The following is a 19,726-nucleotide window of genomic DNA, read 5'->3' as shown; positions in this document are numbered from 1 at the left end:
TATCGCCGAGGGCCTTCTGGTAGTCTCACCCGCATTCGTTTCGGAGAAGCCCCATGACCCAGAACAGCCAGTGGATGCAGCGCGACCTCGCCGTGCTGTGGCACCCCTGCACCCAGATGAAGGACCACGAACGCCTGCCGCTGATTCCGATCAGGCGCGGCGACGGTGTGTGGCTGGAGGACTTCGACGGCAAGCGCTACCTCGATGCCGTCAGCTCTTGGTGGGTCAACGTGTTCGGCCACGGCAATTCACGCATCAACCAGCGCATCAAGGATCAGCTGGAGAACCTGGAACACGTGATGTTGGCCGGCTTCACCCACGCGCCGGTGGTCGAGCTGTCCGAGCGCCTGGTGCAGATCACACCGGCCGGGTTGAACAAGGTGTTCTACGCCGACAACGGCTCCTCGGGCATCGAGGTGGCGCTGAAGATGAGCCACCACTACTGGATCAACACCGGCAAGCCCGAGAAAAAGCGCTTCGTTACCCTGACCAACAGCTACCACGGCGAGACGGTGGCGGCCATGTCGGTCGGCGACGTGGCGCTATTCACCGACACCTACAAGGCCCTGCTGCTAGATACCATCAAGGTGCCGAGCCCGGACTGCTACCTGCGCCCCGAGGGCATGGGCTGGGAAGAACATTCGCGTAACCTGTTCGCGGCGATGGAGCAGACGCTGGAGCAGCACGCCCACGAAGTCGCCGCAGTGATCGTCGAGCCGCTGATCCAAGGCGCCGGCGGCATGCGCATGTACCACCCGATCTACCTCAAGCTGCTGCGCGAGGCCTGCGACCGCCATAGCGTGCACCTGATCCACGACGAGATCGCCGTCGGCTTCGGCCGCACCGGGACAATGTTCGCCTGCGAGCAGGCCAGCATCACCCCGGACTTCCTGGTGCTGTCCAAGGCGCTGACCGGCGGCTACCTGCCGATGGCCGCGGTGCTCACCACGGACCAGGTGTACGGAGCCTTCTACGACGACTACGCCACCCTGCGCGCCTTCCTCCACTCGCACACCTACACCGGCAACCCGCTGGCCTGCGCCGCCGCCCTGGCGACTCTGGACATCTTCCGCGACGACAATGTCATCGAGAACAACAAGGCCCTGGCCTCACGCATGGCCGGTGCCACCGCGCACCTGGTCGACCATCCGCATGTGGCCGAGGTGCGCCAGACCGGCATGGCCCTAGCCATCGAAATGGTGCGGGACAAGGTCGGCAAGGTCGCCTATCCCTGGCAGCAGCGCCGCGGCCTGGCGGTCTACCAGCACGCCCTGGAGCGCGGCGCCCTGCTGCGCCCGCTGGGCAGCGTGGTGTACTTCCTGCCGCCCTACGTGATCACCCCGGAGCAGATCGACTTCCTCGCCGAGGTGGCCAGCGAAGGCATCGATATCGCCACCCGCCAGTCGACCAGCGTCAGCGTGGCCAGCGACCTGTACCCCAACCATCGCGATCCGGGCTGAACCTCGACAGCAGGGTGGATGACGCGCAGCTCACCTCCCGATAGCCTCTGGTGGGTGGACGGGTAGAGCGTCGTCCACCCTACGGCTAGAATGCGCGCCTCGCCCCCAGGTCCTTGCCCATGCGCCTATCCCGCTTCTTTGTCGACGCCCCGCTCTCTCTCGGCCAGCACGAGCTGCCCGAGGCCCAGGCGCACTACATCGGCCGCGTGCTGCGCCATGCGGTGGGCGATGCCGTGCAGCTGTTCGACGGTAGCGGCCAGGAGTACCTCGGCGAGCTGATCGAGGTGGGCAAGAAGGCTGTGCGGGTCGAGCTACGCGAGCAGTTTGCCGGCCAGACCGAGTCGAGCCTTCGGGTGCACCTGGGCCAGGGCCTGTCGCGTGGCGAACGCATGGACTGGGCGATCCAGAAGGCCACCGAATTGGGCGCCAGCGAGATCACTCCGATCGTCTCCGAGCGCTGCGAAGTGCGCCTCAAGGACGAGCGCGCCGACAAGCGCCTGGCCCACTGGCGCCAGGTGGCGATCAGCGCCTGCGAGCAGTGCGGCCGCTCGGTGCTGCCGGTCATCCACTCGCCGATGCTGCTGGCCGACTGGCTCAAGCACAGCGACGCCGAACTCAAGCTGGTCCTGCATCCGGTGGCCGAGCCGCTGACCAGCCACGCCCGCCCGGCGACCCTGGCCTTTCTGATCGGCCCGGAAGGTGGCCTCAGCGACGCCGAAGTGGAACAGTCCAAAACCGCCGGCTTCCACGCTGCCCGCCTCGGCCCGCGTGTGCTGCGCACCGAGACCGCACCGGTCGTAGCTCTGGCAGTGGCCCAGCAGCTGTGGGGCGACTTCTGACGCCGGCTCTGGTCGCCGGATGCAACGGATGTGACCTGAGCTGATGGCAAGCTCGTCCGCCTCTGGCATGCTCTGCGCGCCGAAGCGGTAGCGGGTCTATTCCGCTGCCGTTCCGACCGAGGCCGGAGCGCATGGCGCCGGCCTCCCTCCAATAACAATTCGCCCGGACACACGCTCCCCACAAGGGTGTGTCGCCGAACCCGCGGCACAAGGAGTGCTACATGAACGAACTGGTCTCTACCCTCAACGGGCTCATCTGGAGCCCCGCCCTGATCTTCCTCTGCCTCGGCGTAGGCCTGTACTTCTCGCTGTGCGGACGCTTCCTGCAGGTCCGCCACTTCAAGGAAATGATCCGCCTGATGTTCAACGGGCGCACCGACGAACACGGCATCACCTCGTTCCAGGCCCTGACCATGACCCTCGCCGGCCGCGTCGGCACCGGCAATATCGCCGGCGTCGCCACCGCTATCACCTTTGGCGGCCCGGGCGCGGTGTTCTGGATGTGGATGGTGGCCTTCCTCGGCGCCAGCTCGGCCTTCGTCGAGTCCACCCTCGGCCAGGTCTACAAGGAGAAACTGGACGGCCAATACCGTGGCGGCCCGGCCTTCTACATCGAGAAGGGCCTGGGCATCAAATGGTTCGCCTGGCTCTTCGCCATCGTCACCATCTTCGCCTGCGGCCTGCTGTTGCCGGGCGTACAGGCCAACTCCATCGCCTCCAGCGTGCAGACCGCCCTCGGCGTGCATCCGAATACCACTGCCGCCGTGCTGGCGATCATGCTCGGCCTGATCATCTTCGGCGGGGTCAAGCGCATCGCGCGCTTCGCCGAGTTCGTCGTGCCCTTCATGGCCCTGGGCTACATCCTGGTGGCCTGCGTTATCGTGATGCTGAACATCGACAAGCTGCCGGGCGTGATGACGCTGATCTTCAAGAGCGCCTTCGGCCTGGATGCAGGCTTCGGCGCCATCCTCGGACTGGCCATCATGTGGGGGGTCAAGCGCGGCGTGTATTCCAACGAGGCCGGCCAGGGTACCGGTCCGCATGCCTCCTCCGCTGCCGCCGTCAGCCATCCGGTGAAGCAGGGGCTGGTGCAGGGCTTCTCGGTGTATGTCGACACCCTGTTCGTGTGCTCCGCCACCGCCTTCATGCTGCTGATCACCGGCCAGTACAACGTCCAGGCGCCGGATGGCAGCGCTCTGTTCACCGGCATCGCCGGTGTGGCCGCCGGTCCTGGCTATGTGCAGACGGCGATGGAAAACATCATGCCCGGCTTCGGCAACATCTTCGTCGCCGTGGCGCTGTTCTTCTTCGCCTTCACCACCATCGTGGCCTACTACTACATCGCCGAAACCAACATCGCCTACATCAACCGCAAGGTGCACCGTCCGGTGCTGACCCTGCTGCTGAAGGTCGGCATCATCGCCGCCACCGTCTATGGCACGGTGAAGACCGCCGACCTGGCCTGGGGCCTGGGCGACCTCGGCGTAGGCCTGATGGCCTGGCTCAACATCGCCGCCATCCTGCTAATGCACAGGACCGCGTTCAAATGCCTGAAGGACTACGAGGCGCAGCAGAAGGAGGGCAAGGAGCCGGTGTTCCACCCGGAGAAACTGGGCATCAAGAACGCCGACTACTGGGGCGCACAGACCTCCGAGGACAACCTCGCTGCCGAGCACGCCGCCGAACCCCAGGGTCGCGCGGAAATCCAGCGCTGAGTCGCCGCCTGTGAGCACAGCCCCGGTACCGCAAGGTCCGGGGCTTTTTGCTGGGCGCTCACAACCCGCGCAGGGTCAGCCCGGCCAGCGCCAGCAACAACAGGCCGCAACCGGCATAGCTGATGCGGTGCCAGAACACCGAAGTGTTGCGCCGCAACCAGTCCACCAGCGCCGCGCAGATAAAGCACCAGAGCAGCGAGGCGAGCATGAAGCCGGCGAAGAACACCGCCATCTCCGTGCGGCTCGGCGTGCCCTCGACGATGCCCGCCAGCGCACTGCCCAGGGCACCCCAGAACACGATGTTCTTCGGATTGGACAGCGACAGCAGCGCACCGGCGCCGAAGGCATTGCGCCCCTGCGCCGCCCCCTCCTCCTGCACCGGCGGCCGCCAGGCATCGCGCAGGCCCTGGATGCCGAGCCAGACCAGGTAGGCCGCGCAGGCGATGGTCAGCGGCACGCGCACGCTATCCTGGGCCAGCAGCAGGACCAGGCTGGTCAGGCCGATCAGCGCCCACACAGCGTCGCCGATCAGCGACCCCAGCTGCACCAGCAGCGCCGGACGGAAGCCACCGGTCAGGCCGCGGCGCAGGGTCTCGCTGAACACGGCGCCGGGGGACGCGCAGAAGGCCAGGCCGAACAGCATGGCGGCGAGGAAGATGGCCAGCATGGAAAGCGCTCCGAAGCGATGACGGCGCGGATTATCGGCGAAGCGCGACCCGCTGACTTGAACCGGATTGCTGCGCGCTCAGCGTCGGACCAGCGCCTGGTAGCGACCGGGACTGACGCCGTAGGCGGCGCGGAAGTGGCGGTTGAGATGACTCTGGTCGGCGAAGCCCAGGGCATGAGCCACCTCGCCGGCCGGCACGCCGAGGCGCAACAGCCCCTGGGCGCGGCGGGTGCGCAGTTGCATGGCCCACTGCCGCGGACTGAGCCCGGTACGGCGCTTGAAGGCACGCAGCAGGTGGAACTTGGACAGGTCTACCGCCGCCGCCATCTGCTCCAGGCTCGGCGTCTGCTCCAGGCTTGCGGCCAGCAGTTCCTGCAGGCGCCCGACCGCCTCGCTGCCGACATCCCGGCTCGCCGCCAGACGCACGCCGGCGCCGCTGGCGATCCGCCCGAGCAGCAGAGTCACGCCCTCCTCGCCGAACTCGCGCAGCTGCGGATCGTCGCTCAGGCAGGTTTCTATCGCGCGGGCCAGCTCGCCGGCCAGAGCCGGTGCGTACTGCAGCGGGCGCTCGAACTGCAGCTCGCTGCGCCCCAGGCTCTCGGCCAGCCGCGCCGCGGGCAGGTACAGGCTGACATAGCGCCAGGGCTGCCCTTCGCGGGCACCGCCGCCCTGGATCTCGCCGGGGTTGTAGGTAGTGATGGCGCCGACACCGGCGTCGAAGGTTCGGCCATCCAGCCAGATGCGCTCTTCGCCCACCAGGTTGGCACCGATGACGAATTCGTCGTGGCTGTGTTTCTCGAAGTGCTGGCCCGGCACGCAGCTGCTGGCTACCTCGAGGTCGCCGAGGCGCGCCAGGCGGACCGAGCTCATCTCAAAAATCGCCCGAGCAATCGCCGAGCGCAGTCGAGACTAGGCGGAAAGGGCTGAGAAAGCGCAGTTTACGAGTGGTAAATGAGCATTTCGAAGCCATTTCCAACGCAGTATCGGCAAGCGCAGGCATTGGGCGGGTGATTTTCAGATCAGGCCGGCGTCCGCCAGCTTTTGCTCCAGACCGATCAGGTCTGGGATCTTGACCACGGCTTCGCCGAGCTGCACCGCATCCAGCTCCAGCGGAGCCAGAGTGGCGCCACCGGCGCGCTGCAGGTTGCCATCGACCTTCATCGAGCGCGGGATACCCTGCACCAGCAGAGCGATGAACTTGACCTTGTCGCGACCGCCCATGGCATTGAGCACCGCCACCCGCACGCCCGGGCCGATCTGCGGCTGGCCGTCGGAGGCCGCCTCGAACGACAGCAGCGGCAACTGCAGGTCGCGCCAGGCCACCTGACCGAGGAACCAGGACGGCAGCCCCGGCGTGACATGCGGCGGACGGTAGGGAATCAGCTCGGCCACCGCCACGTTGGGCAGCAGCAGGGTGCGGTCGGCCAGCGGCACCAGCAGGCCGGTGAGACTGCTGATGCTGTTCTGGCTAGCGATGGCTTGGCTCATGGCGGCTCCTTGAATGACTGCTGGCGCCGTTACTGGCACTGTTCGGCCAGGTGATTGACCAGGGCGGAGGCCAGCTCGCGTGGATCGCCGCTGTAGCTGCTGTAGCCGCCTTCTCGCAGGCTGTCGGGCATGCTCGGGCTGGCGCAGCTGTCGGCTTTCTGGGTCCAGATCACGCCACCCTGGCGACGCACGTAGGCCGCGGCGGCGCTGCCGTCGCTGCCCATGCCGCTGAAGGCGATCACGCCACAATGGGCGCCGAACTGCTGGGCCAGGTTGAGCATCATCTGGTCGATGGACGGACTGTAGGGCTCCGGCCAGCCGCGATCGGCCACCTGCATGGCGCCATCCTCGGCGAAGCCCAGCTCGTTGCTGATCGGCGCCACCACCACTTCGCCGCAACGCACGGCATCGCCGTTGCGCGCCGGGTTGACGTGCCACTGGCTGTGACGGCCGACGGCCTGGGGCAGCGCCGTCTCGAAGGCGGCATCGATGTGCTGGGCATAGACGAAGCCGATCGGCAGGCCACCGGGCAGCGCGTCGAGGAACTCCTTCACCGCCGCCGGACCACCGAGCGAGGCGGCCAGCAGCCAGACCTGCTTGGCCGGCTCACCGGCTACCAGCGGCGTCTCGGCCAGCGAGGCCGGCAGCTCCAGGCGGCTGGGGCGCTGCGCCTCGGCCAGCAGGGCTTCCAGGCTCGGGCCTACGGCCTGGGCCGGATCGCCGACCAGGCGCTTGAGTTTGCCGAACAGGCGGCGCTCCCAGCGCGGGTAGTTTTCCGAGTGGCGTTCCGGGGCGTGGCCCTCGCCGAACAGCACCGGAGCGCTGGCCTTCTCCAGGAGATTGTCGACCAGGGGCGAGTCTTCCGACTGGGCCAGGTCGACCAGCCACAGGTCGGTCTCGCAGTCGGCCAGGGCGGCCTCGTCGAGACGCGCCGGGTCGCTGTTGAGCACCACCTGGTAGCCGCTGCCGGACAGAGCCTGCTGCAGCACGTGGCGCTGCAGCGAGGTGTCGGCGATGACCGCGATACGAGCAGCAGTTCTGTCAGCCATTGGCCTTGTCCTTGACCAGTTTCAGGATGTTTTCCAGCAGATCCGACTCCTGGTACGGCTTGCCCAGGTATTCGTTGACGCCGATGGCCATGGCCCGATCGCGGTGCTTCTCGCCGGTCCGCGAGGTGATCATGATGATCGGCAGGTCCTTGAGGCGCTCGTCGTGGCGCACCAGGGTGGCCACTTCGAAACCGTCCATGCGCGGCATCTCGATGTCGAGCAGCATGATGTCCGGCTTGTGCTCCTGCAGCTGGGCGATGGCGTCGACCCCGTCCTTGGCGGTCAGCACGTTCATGCCGTTGCGTTCCAGCAGGCGGCTGGTGACCTTGCGCACAGTGACCGAGTCGTCCACCACCATGACCAGGGTCGGCCGGGTGGTATCGGTATCGCTGGCCGTCGTGTCCTGATTGACCAAGCGCGGCATCTGCACCTGGCCCAGCAGGTGCGCGTGGCGCACACGAATGGTCGCCAGCAGGTCGAGAATCACCACCACGCGACCGTCACCGAGGATGGTCGCACCGGAGATGCCGTGCACGCCGGCGAACTGCGGGCCGAGGCTCTTCACCACGATCTCGCGGGAGCCGGCCAGGGCGTCCACCTGCACGGCCACCGCGTGTTCGCTGGAACGCACCAGGATCACCGGCAGCGGCAGGCTCTGGCCCACCAGTTTGGGTTGCTGGCCGTTGTTCAGCAGGTCGCCCAGGTACTTCAGCTCGTAGGCCTGGCCGGCGTACTCGAAGCGCGGGGCGTCCGGACCGTAGTAGGCCTCCAGCTCATACGGCGAGACCCGCACGATACCTTCGATGGTGTTCAGCGGGATGGCGTAGAAGTCTTCGCCGGAGACCACCATCAGCGCGCGGTTGACCGACACGGTGAATGGCAGGCGGATCAGGAAGCGCGTGCCCTCGCCGACGGTCGACTCGATGCTCATGGAGCCGCCGAGCTGTTTGACCTCGGAGTGCACCACGTCCATACCCACGCCACGCCCGGAGATCTGGGTGACCTTCTCGGCGGTGGAGAAGCCGGCCTCAAGGATGAACTGCAACACCTCGTGATCGGTGAGATCACTGTCCGCATCCATCAGGCCGCGTTCGATGGCCTTGCGCTTGACAGCATCGAGGCGGATGCCGCCACCGTCGTCGGCCAGGGTCAGGAGGATGTCGCCACCTTCGCGACCGAGGGTCAGACGGATATTGCCGACTTCCGACTTGCCGGCGGCGCGGCGCTTGTCGCCCGGCTCGATGCCGTGGTCGACGGCGTTGCGCAGCATGTGTTCCAGCGGCGCGACGATGCGTTCCAGCACGGTACGGTCCATCTCGCCTTCGGCGTTGCCGACATGGAACTCGACCTGCTTGCCCAGCTCGCCGGCCACCTGGCGGACGATCCGGCGCAGACGCGGCACCAGGCGGTCGAATGGCACCATGCGGGTGCGCATCAGGCCTTCCTGCAGCTCGGTATTGACCCGTGCCTGCTGCAGCAGCAGGGTCTCGGCATCGCGGTTACGCGTGGCCAGGGTTTCCTTCAGGTCGAGCAAGTCGGAGGCCGACTCGAACAGCGCACGCGACAGCTGCTGCAGCTGCGAGTGACGGTCCATTTCCAGCGGGTCGAAGTCTTCGTAGCCGGCACGCTCGGCCTCGGCCTGGTAACGGCTGAGGATCTGCGCCTGGGTCTCGATGTCGAGACGGCGCAGCTGATCGCGCACCCGCTCGATGGTCGCTTCCATCTCGCCGAGGGTGAAGCCGAAGTCGCTGACCTGCTGCTCGACGCGACCACGGAAGATCGAGGTCTCACCGGCCAGGTTGACCAGACCTTCGAGCAGATCCGCCGGCACCTTGACCAGCTCCTGCGGCGCACGCTGAGCGGCGGCGCGGGCGGCGGCCTCGGCGGCGCGCTCGACGAAGGGCAGTACCTTGACCTGTTGCGACTGCTGCGGCTGGGCGCTGGCGGCGACGATCGGCGTGCTCAGCGCCACGGGCGCCGGAGTCGATTCGAGCGGTTGCGGCTCGGCCACCGGAGCGGCCTGGGTCTCGGCCACCTGGCTGTCGTCCAGGCGCTTGCGCAGCTGATCGAGTTCCTTCTGCAGCCCCTCGTAACCGGACTGCACGTCGAGGAACAGGCTGTCCGGCCAGGGCGCGCCCTGCTGTTGGGCCTCGGTCAGGTGCTGTTCGAAGTCGTGACTGAGGTCGCCCAGGCGCTTCTGCCCGGCCAGGCGGGCACCGCCCTTGAGGGTGTGCAGAATGCGCAGCAGCTCGTCGATGGGGCTGCCATTGCTGCGATCAGCTTCCCAGCGCCCGATGTCGGCCTCCATGGCCTCCAGCAGTTCATCCGCCTCCTCGAGGAAGATGTCGAGAATGTCGTCGGCTTCAGCGCCAAGCTCTTCTTCCACCACCGGCTGCAGGTGCACGCTGGTGGGCATGCTCAGCTGCGCGTCGGGGTCGGCGCGGAAGCGCTTGATGGTCTCGATCAGGGCCAGGCCATCGGGAATCGCACGGTTGTCGCGCACCGCTTCGAGCATCTCGGAGAGACGATCGTGGCAGGCCTGCAGCACGCCGAACAGATCGCCGTTGGCCTTCAGGCGGCCATCGCCGACGCCTTCGTAGAGGAACTCCAGTTCATGGGCCAGATCGCCGATCTCGCGAATCTCGGCCATGCGTGCACCACCCTTTAGGGTGTGCAGGTCGCGCTGCAGGGCTTCCACTTCGAGGGTGTTGTCGACATCGGCCATCCAGCGCTGCAGGGCGGCCCCGGCGCTGTCCATGATGTCGAAACCTTCCTCGAGGAAGATCTCCACCAGCTCCGGATCGCGGTCGACCGCAGGTGCTGGCGCAGCGGCAATCGGTGCGGCGGATTGAATAACAGGCTCGGGCTCGGGCTCGGGCTCGGGCTCGGCAATCTCGGCCTGCGGCAGGTCCGGCGCAAGCGGCTCCAGGTCTTCGGCGCCCAGGGCCGGCAGGGACTCGTCCAGGTGCCATTCGTCCGAGCTCAGCGCAGGCAGCTCTTCCGGCAGCGGTTCGCCGGGCTGCTCGGCGGCAGGCTCCATATGCAGCTCCGGCAGCTCGTCCAGCTGCGGCGCGACGAAGTCCACCTCGGCCAGCTCGCCCAGGTCGATCTCCGGCGACTCGCTCGGCTCTTCCGCAGCAGCAGCTTCGGGCAGCGGCTGCAGATCGGCGGACGGCAGATCGTCCAGTGCCTCGGCACCGAGGGCCGGCAGTGATTCGTCCAGATGCCATTCGTCCGAGCTCAGCGCGGGCAGCTCTTCCGGCAACTCTTCGGCCGGCGCCGCGGCAGACTCGATGTGCAGCTCCGGCAGCTCGTCCAGCTGCGGCGCAACGAAGTCCACTTCGGCCAGCTCGCCCAGGTCGATCTCAGCCGAGGGCGCAGCGTCCTCCTCCAGTTGGATCGAGGGCAGCTCGTCGACTGTGGACTCCACCGCGCCGATCGCGGCTTGGCTTTCGCTACTGGCCGAATGACTCGGCGCGGCTATCGGGCCGCCCTGGCGAAAGGAGCGTATCGCATCGATCAACGCCGAGGAGTCCAGCAACGGCTGGCCGCGCTGCAGCTGTTCGAGCACCACAGCCAGGCGGTCATGGCTCTGCTGCAGCAGGCCGGCCAGGGCCGGGGAATAGCTGAAGCGGCGATCCACCAGGCCTTCGTAGAGGGATTCCAGCTCGTGGGCGAGGTCGCCGATGGCGCGAATCTCGGCCATGCGCGCACCGCCCTTGAGGGTGTGCAGGTCGCGCTGCAGGGACGACAGGGCCAGGTTGCTATCGGGGTCGCTCAGCCAGCGGTCGAGGGCCTGGCCGGCGCTGTCGAGGATGTCGACGGCCTCCTCCAGGAATATCTCCACCATCTCGGCGTCGAGGTTTTCCGGCATGCTCGCCAGCGGAGCTACCGACTCGAACGCCGGCTGCGGCTCGGGAGCGGCGAAGCTTTCCGGCTCGGCCAGTGGTTCGGGCTCCGGCTCGGATTGCGGCGCGGGCTCCGGCTCAACGGCGGGCAGCTCGTCCAGCTCGACCACTTCCAGGCCAGCCGCGGCATCGGTATGCAACAGCGCCAGGGTGGCCGGATCGAGCGCCTGATCCAGCAGATTGCGCAGGGCCGCCACGCGCTCGGGCTGCGGGCTGACCTGCAGGGCTGCGGCGACCTGGTCCATCTGGCCGATCAGCGCCTCGTGGGCGGCCTCGGCCTCGGCGAAGAAGTGCTCGCTGACCGCCAGGCGACCATCCAGCACGGCCTGGTAAAGCGCCAGCAGGGCCTGGCACAGCTCGTCGATCTGCGGCAGCTCGGCCATCTCGGCGCCACGGCCGAGGGTGGTCAGCTCTTCCAGCAGGGCGGACAGCTCCTGCTGCTCGCTGGGGTGTTCGCGCCACTTGCGCAGCAGGTCCTCGGCGTCGAGCAGGATATCCATGCCCTCGGCGAGGAAGATCGAGATCAGCTGCGGATCGCGGTAATCCTGCTCTTCCAGGCGCGCGCTCTCGGCGCTTTCCAGGCGGGAGTTGTGCAGCTTCTGCACCCGCTCGAGGAACTCGGCGGCCCCCGGAATCGGCGCCAGCGGCTGGCTCTCCAGTTGCTCCAGGCCGGCGCGGAACAGGTGCTCGGCGTCGCGCAGCAGCTCCGCCTCGCCCAGGTCCATGTCGATCAGGTTGGTCTTGAATTCCTTGACCAGCTTTTCCAGGGGCGTGGCTATCTCGGCGATCGGCAGGATACCGGCCATGTGCGCGCTGCCCTTGAGGGTGTGCAGCGCGCGCTGCAGGGCATCGGTCACCGGCTGCGGCAATTCCTGGGCGCAGTCGGCGAGGAAACCGACCAGGGTGTCCAGGTGGGTCTCGGCCTCGTTGCGGAAGATCTCCAGGAGCAGCGGGTCGAGGGCCTCGTCATCGCTGGCGGCCAGCGCGGGAGCGACTGCCTGCGGCAGCTCCTCCTGGGCGAAATCGACCTCGATCTTTTCTACCTGCAGCTCGGCGGCCGGCTCAGCCTCCGGCTCGCTCTGTAACTCGGCGACATTCGGCGCACTGGCGAAGCTCGGCACCTGACCACGGGCCAGGGCATGGGCGGTGGCGGCCAGACGGTCGACGTCGTCGCGCTGGCGCTGGGCCTTGGCGGCGAACTCGTCGACCAGGGCCGGCATCAGTTCCACTACATCGACTATGACCTGCTGTACCGGCTGATCAGGCTGGATGCTGCGATCCAGCACGCGGTTGAGCATGTTCTCGATGGACCAGCCCAGCTCGCCGATGATCAGGGCGCGGACCATGCGGCCGCTGCCCTTGAGGGTATGGAAGGCGCGCCGCACTTCGGTCAGCGCGTCCTTGTTGTCGGTGTCCGCACGCCATTGCGGGAGGTATTCGTTGATGGTTTCAAGAACCTCGCCGACCTCCTCGATGAAGACCTCCAGCAGCTCCTCATCCACCGGCTCCTCGTCGGCAGGCGGCGGCAGCAGGCTCAGCGGCACGTCCTGGGCCGGCGGGTTGATCGCCTGCACCGGAGCGGCCATCACTTCAGCCATGGTCATCGGCTTGTCGGCCGCCGGCTGAACCGGCTCGGGCTCGACCGGGGCGCTCGGCAGTTCGACTTCCGGCAGCTCGAGATCGGCGATTTCCAGCTCGTCCCAGTTGGCCGGGGCACTGTCTAGGTTGAGCTCTTCGGCTTCCAGCGACAGTTCGCTCAGGTTCTCGCCCAGCGCCGGCAGCTCCTCGCTGCTCGACAGATCGCCAGCTTCGACGCTGAAGGAGCTATCGAGGCTGAGCTCTTCAAGCTCGCCGGACAGCGGCTGCAGATCGTCCAGAGTACCCAGCTCGAGCGGGGCTTCCAGGCTCAGATCGATACCGCCGGACGCTTCCGGCGTGATCTCGCCCAAGCTCCAGTTATCGTCGGAGACCAGCAGCTCGCCGGCCTCTTCGACCGGCAGCTCGGCAAACTCGATGCTCAGTTCTTCGCTCGACTCTTCCAGCGACAGCGCGGGCAGCTCTTCGCGCTCCAGCGGCTGTTCTTCCAGCAGCGGTTCCTCGAAGGCGACCTCTTCGGCGGCCAGCACTTCGATGTCCTGCAGCGGGTCGGCCAGCGGCGCCGGTGCCTCCTCGCGCGGTTCGATGCGATCGAGGATCGAGGGCTTTTCCTTGAGCGGGTAGCCCAGGCTCTCCAGGCTTTCCTCGGCGACATCGAGAATCAGGTCGCCCTGGCTGGCGTGGTCTTCGGCCAGGCGCTCCAGGTAGTACTCGACGCTGGTGATGGCGTCAGCCAGGGTGTCCAGGTTCTGCCAGTTGGGCACGGCCTTGCGGACCAGCAGCTGTTCCTGGATATAGCGGGTGCAGGCCTGCAGCAGCGAAGCGGCGCGGGTCAGCGGAATCATGGCCAGGCCGCCACGGACCTGGGTCAGCAGCTCGGGCACGCGGGCCAGGTGCTCGTGGTTCCACTGCGAGGCGATGAACTCAATGATCGCATCCTTGGCCTGTTCCAGGCCGGTACGCGCTTCCTTGATCACCAACTGGTGAATCTGCGCCACGTCGGTGGTCGGCAGGTGGCTCTGTTCGTTCTGTTGATCGTCGCCAGGGCCGACCATGCCGGCCAGGGTGGCCTCGACATAGAGCAGCGCGCCGGCCACGTCCATCAGCACCGCATCGCTCGGCTCGCGCTGGCCGACGGAGAGGCTGTGTACCACGTCGAGCTGATCGACGATGACCTTGCGCGGCTGGCCGAAGCCGAGCACCGCCAGGGTATCGGCGATCTGCTTGAGCGGCGCCAGCAGGCCGTCCAGTTCGGCGACCTGTTTGCGATCGCTGCGCACGAACAGGTCGAGGCTGTCCTTGACCCGCACCAGCTCCTCACACAGCGCGGCAACCACGGAACGCATGGCGTCGCGGTCCGGGCCGGCCAGGCGGGCGCGCTCTTCGTCGACCACGCCGCTGTCGGGCAGGGCCTCGTCGAGGCGGTACTGGTCCTTCAGCGCACGCAGGCGCGGCGACTGCGCCGAGGCCTTGGCCACGTAGAACAGCAGGTTCTTGGTCAGCTCGTCCGGGGCGGTATGGTTGATGCCGTCGGCGCCCTGATCGACCAGGCGCTTGAGCTCCTTGTCGACTTGGCGCAGCAGGGTGCGCACCGAGGCGCTATTGGTCACGCTGCCGTTGGCCAGGCCTTCGACCATGCCCGAGGCGATCTGCCACAGCGGGCCGAGCGGCGCCTCCTTGCACAGGGTTTCCAGGCGTGCGAAGACGCGGGCCATGTAGCCCAAGTTGGTGGCCAGGTCCTGGTTGCGGATCACGCCGACCAGAGCCATCTGCAGCATCTGCCGCAGCTTGCGCAGCAGCACGGGCAGCTCGGCCGTACGCAGTTTTTCCAGGGAGTCGAGCGACAGCGCCGGCAGGCGGCCGGACAGGTCCGGGGAGAACAGGCTGGTTTCCGACAGCAGATTCTCGCCGCGGGCGGCACGCAGGTCGTTGAGCAGCGGCAGCACGACCATCGGCAGGTCGCGACGCGCGCTCTGGATGCGATCCAGGTAGGCCGGCAGCTGCAGGATGGCCTGCATCAGCACTTCCAGAGCTTCGTTCTGGTTACCAACGCGCCCATCCAGCAGGGCCTGGGTCAGCTGCTCCATTTCCTCGGCGAGCAGAGCAGCCCCGTAGAACTCGACCATCTGCAGGGTGCCGTGAACCTGGTGCACATAGGTCTGGCAGAAGCGCATGCGCGTGGCGTCCTGCGGGTTCTCGACGAACGCCTCCAGGGCCTGACGCGCCTGCTTCAGGGTTTCCGCGATCTCGCCTTTGACCCACTCCAGGGCGACATAGTCGTGCCGATCACCCATACCGACTCCACTCATATTCTTGTCTTAGCCCTTGCGGGTGAACGCCAGAACGCGCTCGTCAGCCACCGGTTCTAAATCCGGATGCTGCCAACCGACCACTTCCCCCACTCCCACCACCAGCATGCCCCCCGGCGCCAGGCGTTCGGCCAGACGGTTAAGGATTTCGCGGCGGCGCCAGCGGCGGAAATAGATCAGCAGGTTCTGACAAAAGATTACGTCCATGCCGGACTGCGGCGCCTTGGCCAGCTCCAGCACATTCAACCGGGCCACGCAGACGCGCGCGGCCAGGTCCGGCACCACTTGGTAACGGCCATCGTCCTGGGCGAGGAAGTAGCGCTCGCACAGGTCGCTGTCCATCTGTTCCAGCTTGCGCGCGACATATGTCGCGTCGCGCGCCTTGTTCAACACATTCAGGCTGATATCGGTGCCGGTCACGCCGAACTGCCGATCACTGCCCACATCGCGCAATACCTCGGCGGCCGCGATGGCCATCGAGTAGGGCTCCTCGCCACTGGAGCAGCCAACGCTCCACAGGGCCAGGGGCTGCTGCTGTTCATCCGTGGCCAGGCGGCCGCGCAGGTAACTTTCCAGGACGTCAAAGGACGGGCGGTGGCGGAAGAAGCGGGTCTCCTGCACGGTCAGGCGGTCCAGCAGGGTCGACCATTCCACCGCGCCACGCGGGCCATCGGTGACCTGGCGGAAGTAGCTGGCGTAGTCGCCGACGCCCAGTTCACGCATGCGCGCGGTCAGGTTGGTCTGCAGGAATGCCCGGCGTTGTTCGTTGATCACCACGCCAGTGCGCTCTTCGAGCAGCGCCTGCCAGTCGCGGAACTCCGCCTGTGACATGTCGGCCAGGGGTTTCAAGGCCCAGACGCCGCTTGGCTGCATGCCGTGCCCCTCGCTCATGGCCGAATGCCCCGGGCGGCAGCCCTCTCAGGCTGCCGCACCTCCCTTGATCAGGCCTGGCCGTCCGGCAGGGTGAAGCCGGATACCGAACGACGCATCTCACTGGCCATCTTGGCCAGGTTACCAATGCTCTTGGCGGTAGCGGTGGTACCTGCGGAGGTCTGCGAGGTGATCTCCTGAATCACGTTCATGGTGTTCGAGATGTGGCCAGCGGACGAAGCCTGCTGACGTGCGGCGTTGGAGATGTTCTGGATCAAGGCCGCGAGGGTCTTGGATACCTTCTCGATCTCTTCCAGGGCCACACCGGCGTCCTGCGCCAGGCGGGCTCCGCGTACCACTTCGGAAGTGGTCTGCTCCATGGAGATAACCGCTTCGTTGGTGTCGGTCTGAATCGTCTTAACCAGCGCCTCGATCTGCTTGGTTGCCGCGGAGGAACGTTCTGCGAGGCGTTGTACCTCGTCCGCTACCACGGCGAAGCCGCGGCCCGCGTCACCGGCCATGGACGCCTGGATCGCGGCGTTCAGTGCGAGGATGTTGGTCTGGTCGGCAATGTCGTTAATCAGGCTAACGATGTCACCGATCTCCTGGGACGATTCACCGAGGCGCTTGATCCGCTTCGAAGTGTCCTGGATCTGCTCACGGATGTTATCCATGCCGGTGATGGTGTTGTGTACGACTTCGTTACCCTTGTTGGCGATGGCTACGGAACGCTCCGCTACCGCGGAGGATTCCGCGGCGTTCGCCGATACCTGGTCAATCGACACGGCCATTTCGTTGATCGCCGCGGAAGCACCGGCGATTTCCTGGGCCTGGTGCTCGGAAGCTTCGGCCAGGTGCATCGCGGTAGCCTGGGTTTCCTGGGCGGCGGCGGCCACCTGTACGGCGGTCGAGTTGATCGTCGCTACCAGGTCGCGCAGCTGGTCGATGGAGTAGTTGATGGAGTCCGCGATCGCACCGGTGAAGTCCTCGGTTACGGTCGCGGCCACTGTCAGGTCACCGTCGGCGAGGTCGGCGATTTCGTCGAGCAGTCGCAGAATCGCCGACTGGTTACGTTCGTTCTTCTCGGCGGTGGACGCCAGTCGACGGTTGGTCTCGCGCACCATTACCAGGCCGATCAGGATGATCGAGGCCAGGGCCAGGGCGCCCAGCACGTAACCGGCGATGGTGTTGAAATAACGGCCGTCGGCCAGGTTCTCGAACTCGGTGGCCAGGCCGGAGGTCTTGTCCAGCAGGGTCTGCGAGCCGGTGAAGATGGTGTTGGCGGACTCACGGACCTGGAACAGCTCCGGGGAGGTCTCGAGGATCTCGTCCACCGAGCCGGATACGAACTGGAACAGCTCGGAAATCTCGGCCAGACGCTCCAGGGCGTCAGGATCGGTAACGGCGGAGATCTCCATGGCACTATTGCCTTCGATCATCGCCTTGAGCACGCGACCGAACAGGCTGGCGTCGCGGCCGAACATGTCGGCGGCCTGGACGGAGTCGTCGTCACCGGCCAGCACCTTGTTCACCGAGCCGAGGATACGTTCGGCGAGCAGCGACTGACGCTGGGCAACCGAGACCTGGGCAGCGGGTGCACCGCTCTGCAGCAGGATGTCGACCACCTCTTCGTACTCGACCTGCAGCTGCGGGATGGTTTCGGCGAGGGTGGCGGCTACCTGGTGCAGAGACAGTACGGTCTGTTCGCTCTGCAGGATGGCGTCCGCGTTCTGCCGCAGCACGTCCCAGTCCTTCTGCACCTCGTCCATCTGCGCTTTCACCGACTCCGGAGCCGCCGGCAGGCCGCTGGCCTCGTTACCGGAGGTCAGGAAGCCCCAGCGCTCTTCGAAGTCGCGACGCGCTTCCTTCAGCAGCGGGAAGGCTTCTGCCTTGCCGGTCGCCGCTTCGGTGGCGTTCTTCGCAATACGCTGGGACAGCACGCGCAGTTCGCCCGCGTGGCTGATGTATTCCTTGTCGTAGTTGGACTGGGTGTTGAGGTAGGCGAAGTTGGCGAACAGCAACACGATGGAAATGATCAGGACTATGAAGAGTCCGGCGATCAGCGTGTTACTGCGCACACCTGCCAAGAGATTGCCTGCATTGAGTTTCTTCATTATTTGGCCCCCGCCTGGACCGACCGCACTTCAGTTCCCATGTAACGCCAAAGGGCCGGCAACTGCCGACCCAACCGAAAATCTTTTTATACCGCCACGTCGAGAAAACCCTGGTGCTGCGCCAACGCATGCGGGCTGAACACCAGCCAGGGTCGCTCGCGCTGGAAGACCCCGTGAATGAACGGCGAAATGGCCGCTTCCAGAGGGGGCAACTGCTCGGAGAAGGTATCCACCGGGAAGTGCTGCATACCGAACACTTCGTCGACCGTCAGGCCGGCGAACACTTCGTTGTGATCCACCACCAGCACCCGCCGCTGCTTGCGCAGGGGCGACAGCTCGCTGCCGAAGAAGCCGCACAGGTCCATCACCGGCAACAGCCGGCCACGTACGTTGGCCACGCCCTTGACCCAGTTCTTCACGCCCGGCAGCAGCGTGTGCCGCGGCTCGTGCAGAACCTCACCGACCTCGCCCATCGGCGCGACGAAATAACGCTCGCCCATGCGGAAGCCGATACCGCTCCAGGTCTGTACCGTCTGCTGCTGCGACGGCAAACCGGCCGCCAGCGCACGACAGCGCTGGTCGAGGTCAACGAGAAGCTGGAAGGGGGATTGCGCGTCCGACATGCCGGCCTTGGCCTTTTCTTCTTATGTGGCTACGGACTGGCGCGGCGTCAGCCGGCCAGTACCGCGTTGAGGGTCTTCATCAGCGTGTCTTCGTCGACCGGCTTGGTCAGGTAGTCACGCGCGCCCTGGCGCTTGCCCCAGACCTTGTCGGTTTCCTGATCCTTGGTGGTGACGATGATCACCGGGATGTGGCTGGTTTCGGCGTCCTTGGTCAGCTGACGGGTCGCCTGGAAGCCATTGAGACCGGGCATGACGATATCCATCAGCACGGCATCGGGCTTTTCCTGGCGCGCCAGGGCAACGCCGTCGGCACCATTCTCCGCCTTGAGTACCTGATGACCATGCTTCTCGAGCATGGCGGTCAGTTTGTACATCTCGGTCGGCGAGTCATCAACAATCAGAATACGAGCCATGAAGTTCCCCATACGGAATAGGCATCGCCGGCTTGTGGCCAGCTATCAGGAGGCTTGCTCCACCGGGACGAATTCGGGCACATGCGCCTTGATGGCGCCGAGCAGCTCTTCCTTGCTGAAGGGCTTGGTCAGGTACTGGTCGGAACCGACGATGCGACCCTTGGCCTTATCGAACAGGCCGTCCTTGGAGGACAGCATGATCACCGGGGTGGATTTGAAAGCACTGTTGTTTTTGATCAGGGCGCAGGTCTGATAACCATCGAGGCGCGGCATCATGATATCGACGAAGATAATGCTCGGATGCGTATCGGCGATCTTGGCCAACGCATCGAAACCATCCACCGCAGTGATGACCTCACAACCCACCTTCTTCAGCAGAGTCTCGGCGGTGCGACGAATCGTTTTCGAATCGTCGATCACCATGACCTTCAAACCCTCGGAATGCTGTTCCATGTCTGCCCTACCATCGCCTCGGTGAGTCATTTGTTTTATCTATACAGCACAGTGTGGCTGAGGCCGTAACACTAGACGGGCTGCGACCCGATCGTCCGGACTTTTTAGCACACTCTCCTGATGCAATCTATAAGCCCCTAATACTCGGGGTTTTTCTTGACCGGTGGCGCCCTGCGGCGCCACCCTTGCGCATCCCTTCTGCCAACCTGAAGCAGGTTTCAC

Annotated in this window: 13 protein-coding genes; 3 read left to right on the top strand and 10 right to left on the bottom strand. The window is 66.0% G+C overall.

Annotated features, from left to right (window positions below):
- Positions 1 to 53 precede the first annotated feature (53 nt).
- The 3 genes from IB232_RS13585 to IB232_RS13575 all read left to right on the top strand — a co-directional run bounded on the left by IB232_RS13585 (position 54) and on the right by IB232_RS13575 (position 4,014).
- Positions 54 to 1,460 (top strand): adenosylmethionine--8-amino-7-oxononanoate transaminase, encoded by a 1,407-nt coding sequence (locus IB232_RS13585; protein WP_192399153.1) that lies wholly within the window; start codon positions 54 to 56, stop codon positions 1,458 to 1,460.
- Between the two features lie 119 nt (positions 1,461 to 1,579).
- Positions 1,580 to 2,299 (top strand): 16S rRNA (uracil(1498)-N(3))-methyltransferase, encoded by a 720-nt coding sequence (locus IB232_RS13580; RefSeq protein WP_192399152.1) that lies wholly within the window; start codon positions 1,580 to 1,582, stop codon positions 2,297 to 2,299.
- A 221-nt stretch (positions 2,300 to 2,520) separates the two neighbouring features.
- Positions 2,521 to 4,014 carry an alanine/glycine:cation symporter family protein gene (locus IB232_RS13575; protein ID WP_192399151.1) on the top strand — a complete coding sequence of 498 codons (1,494 nt, stop codon included), beginning with the start codon at positions 2,521 to 2,523 and terminating at the stop codon, positions 4,012 to 4,014.
- Between the two features lie 58 nt (positions 4,015 to 4,072).
- On the opposite strand, the gene IB232_RS13570 is transcribed toward IB232_RS13575, so the two are convergent.
- The 10 genes from IB232_RS13570 to pilG all read right to left on the bottom strand — a co-directional run bounded on the left by IB232_RS13570 (position 4,073) and on the right by pilG (position 19,504).
- Positions 4,073 to 4,681 (bottom strand): LysE family translocator, encoded by a 609-nt coding sequence (locus IB232_RS13570; RefSeq protein ID WP_192399150.1) that lies wholly within the window; start codon positions 4,679 to 4,681, stop codon positions 4,073 to 4,075.
- A 78-nt stretch (positions 4,682 to 4,759) separates the two neighbouring features.
- Positions 4,760 to 5,551, bottom strand: coding sequence for an AraC family transcriptional regulator (locus IB232_RS13565; RefSeq protein WP_192399149.1), 792 nt, complete (start codon positions 5,549 to 5,551; stop codon positions 4,760 to 4,762).
- A gap of 144 nt (positions 5,552 to 5,695) precedes the next feature.
- Positions 5,696 to 6,169 (bottom strand): chemotaxis protein CheW, encoded by a 474-nt coding sequence (locus IB232_RS13560; RefSeq protein WP_192399148.1) that lies wholly within the window; start codon positions 6,167 to 6,169, stop codon positions 5,696 to 5,698.
- Between the two features lie 29 nt (positions 6,170 to 6,198).
- Positions 6,199 to 7,218: a chemotaxis protein CheB gene (locus tag IB232_RS13555; protein ID WP_192399147.1), complete on the bottom strand. Its 1,020-nt coding sequence runs from the start codon at positions 7,216 to 7,218 to the stop codon at positions 6,199 to 6,201.
- A complete protein-coding gene (locus IB232_RS13550; protein WP_192399146.1) occupies positions 7,211 to 15,016 on the bottom strand; it encodes an Hpt domain-containing protein in 7,806 nt (2,601 codons plus the stop codon). The genes IB232_RS13555 and IB232_RS13550 overlap by 8 nt, the downstream gene beginning before the upstream one ends.
- A gap of 24 nt (positions 15,017 to 15,040) precedes the next feature.
- On the bottom strand, positions 15,041 to 15,904 hold the full coding sequence (locus IB232_RS13545) for a CheR family methyltransferase (protein ID WP_192399353.1): 864 nt from the start codon (positions 15,902 to 15,904) through the stop codon (positions 15,041 to 15,043).
- Positions 15,905 to 15,972: 68 nt separating this feature from the next.
- A complete protein-coding gene (locus tag IB232_RS13540; protein ID WP_192399145.1) occupies positions 15,973 to 18,015 on the bottom strand; it encodes a methyl-accepting chemotaxis protein in 2,043 nt (680 codons plus the stop codon).
- An 86-nt stretch (positions 18,016 to 18,101) separates the two neighbouring features.
- Positions 18,102 to 18,638, bottom strand: coding sequence for a chemotaxis protein CheW (locus IB232_RS13535; protein ID WP_192399144.1), 537 nt, complete (start codon positions 18,636 to 18,638; stop codon positions 18,102 to 18,104).
- 47 nt (positions 18,639 to 18,685) lie between these two features.
- A complete protein-coding gene (pilH, locus tag IB232_RS13530; RefSeq protein WP_043216118.1) occupies positions 18,686 to 19,051 on the bottom strand; it encodes a twitching motility response regulator PilH in 366 nt (121 codons plus the stop codon).
- A 45-nt stretch (positions 19,052 to 19,096) separates the two neighbouring features.
- A complete protein-coding gene (pilG, locus tag IB232_RS13525; protein WP_021698994.1) occupies positions 19,097 to 19,504 on the bottom strand; it encodes a twitching motility response regulator PilG in 408 nt (135 codons plus the stop codon).
- Positions 19,505 to 19,726: the final 222 nt, after the last annotated feature.

This window comes from Pseudomonas sp. PDM15 (assembly GCF_014851565.1).
Lineage (GTDB): Bacteria > Pseudomonadota > Gammaproteobacteria > Pseudomonadales > Pseudomonadaceae > Aquipseudomonas.
The sequence above is the reverse complement of the archived record's forward strand: the minus strand, read 5'-3'. Positions and strand labels throughout refer to the sequence as shown.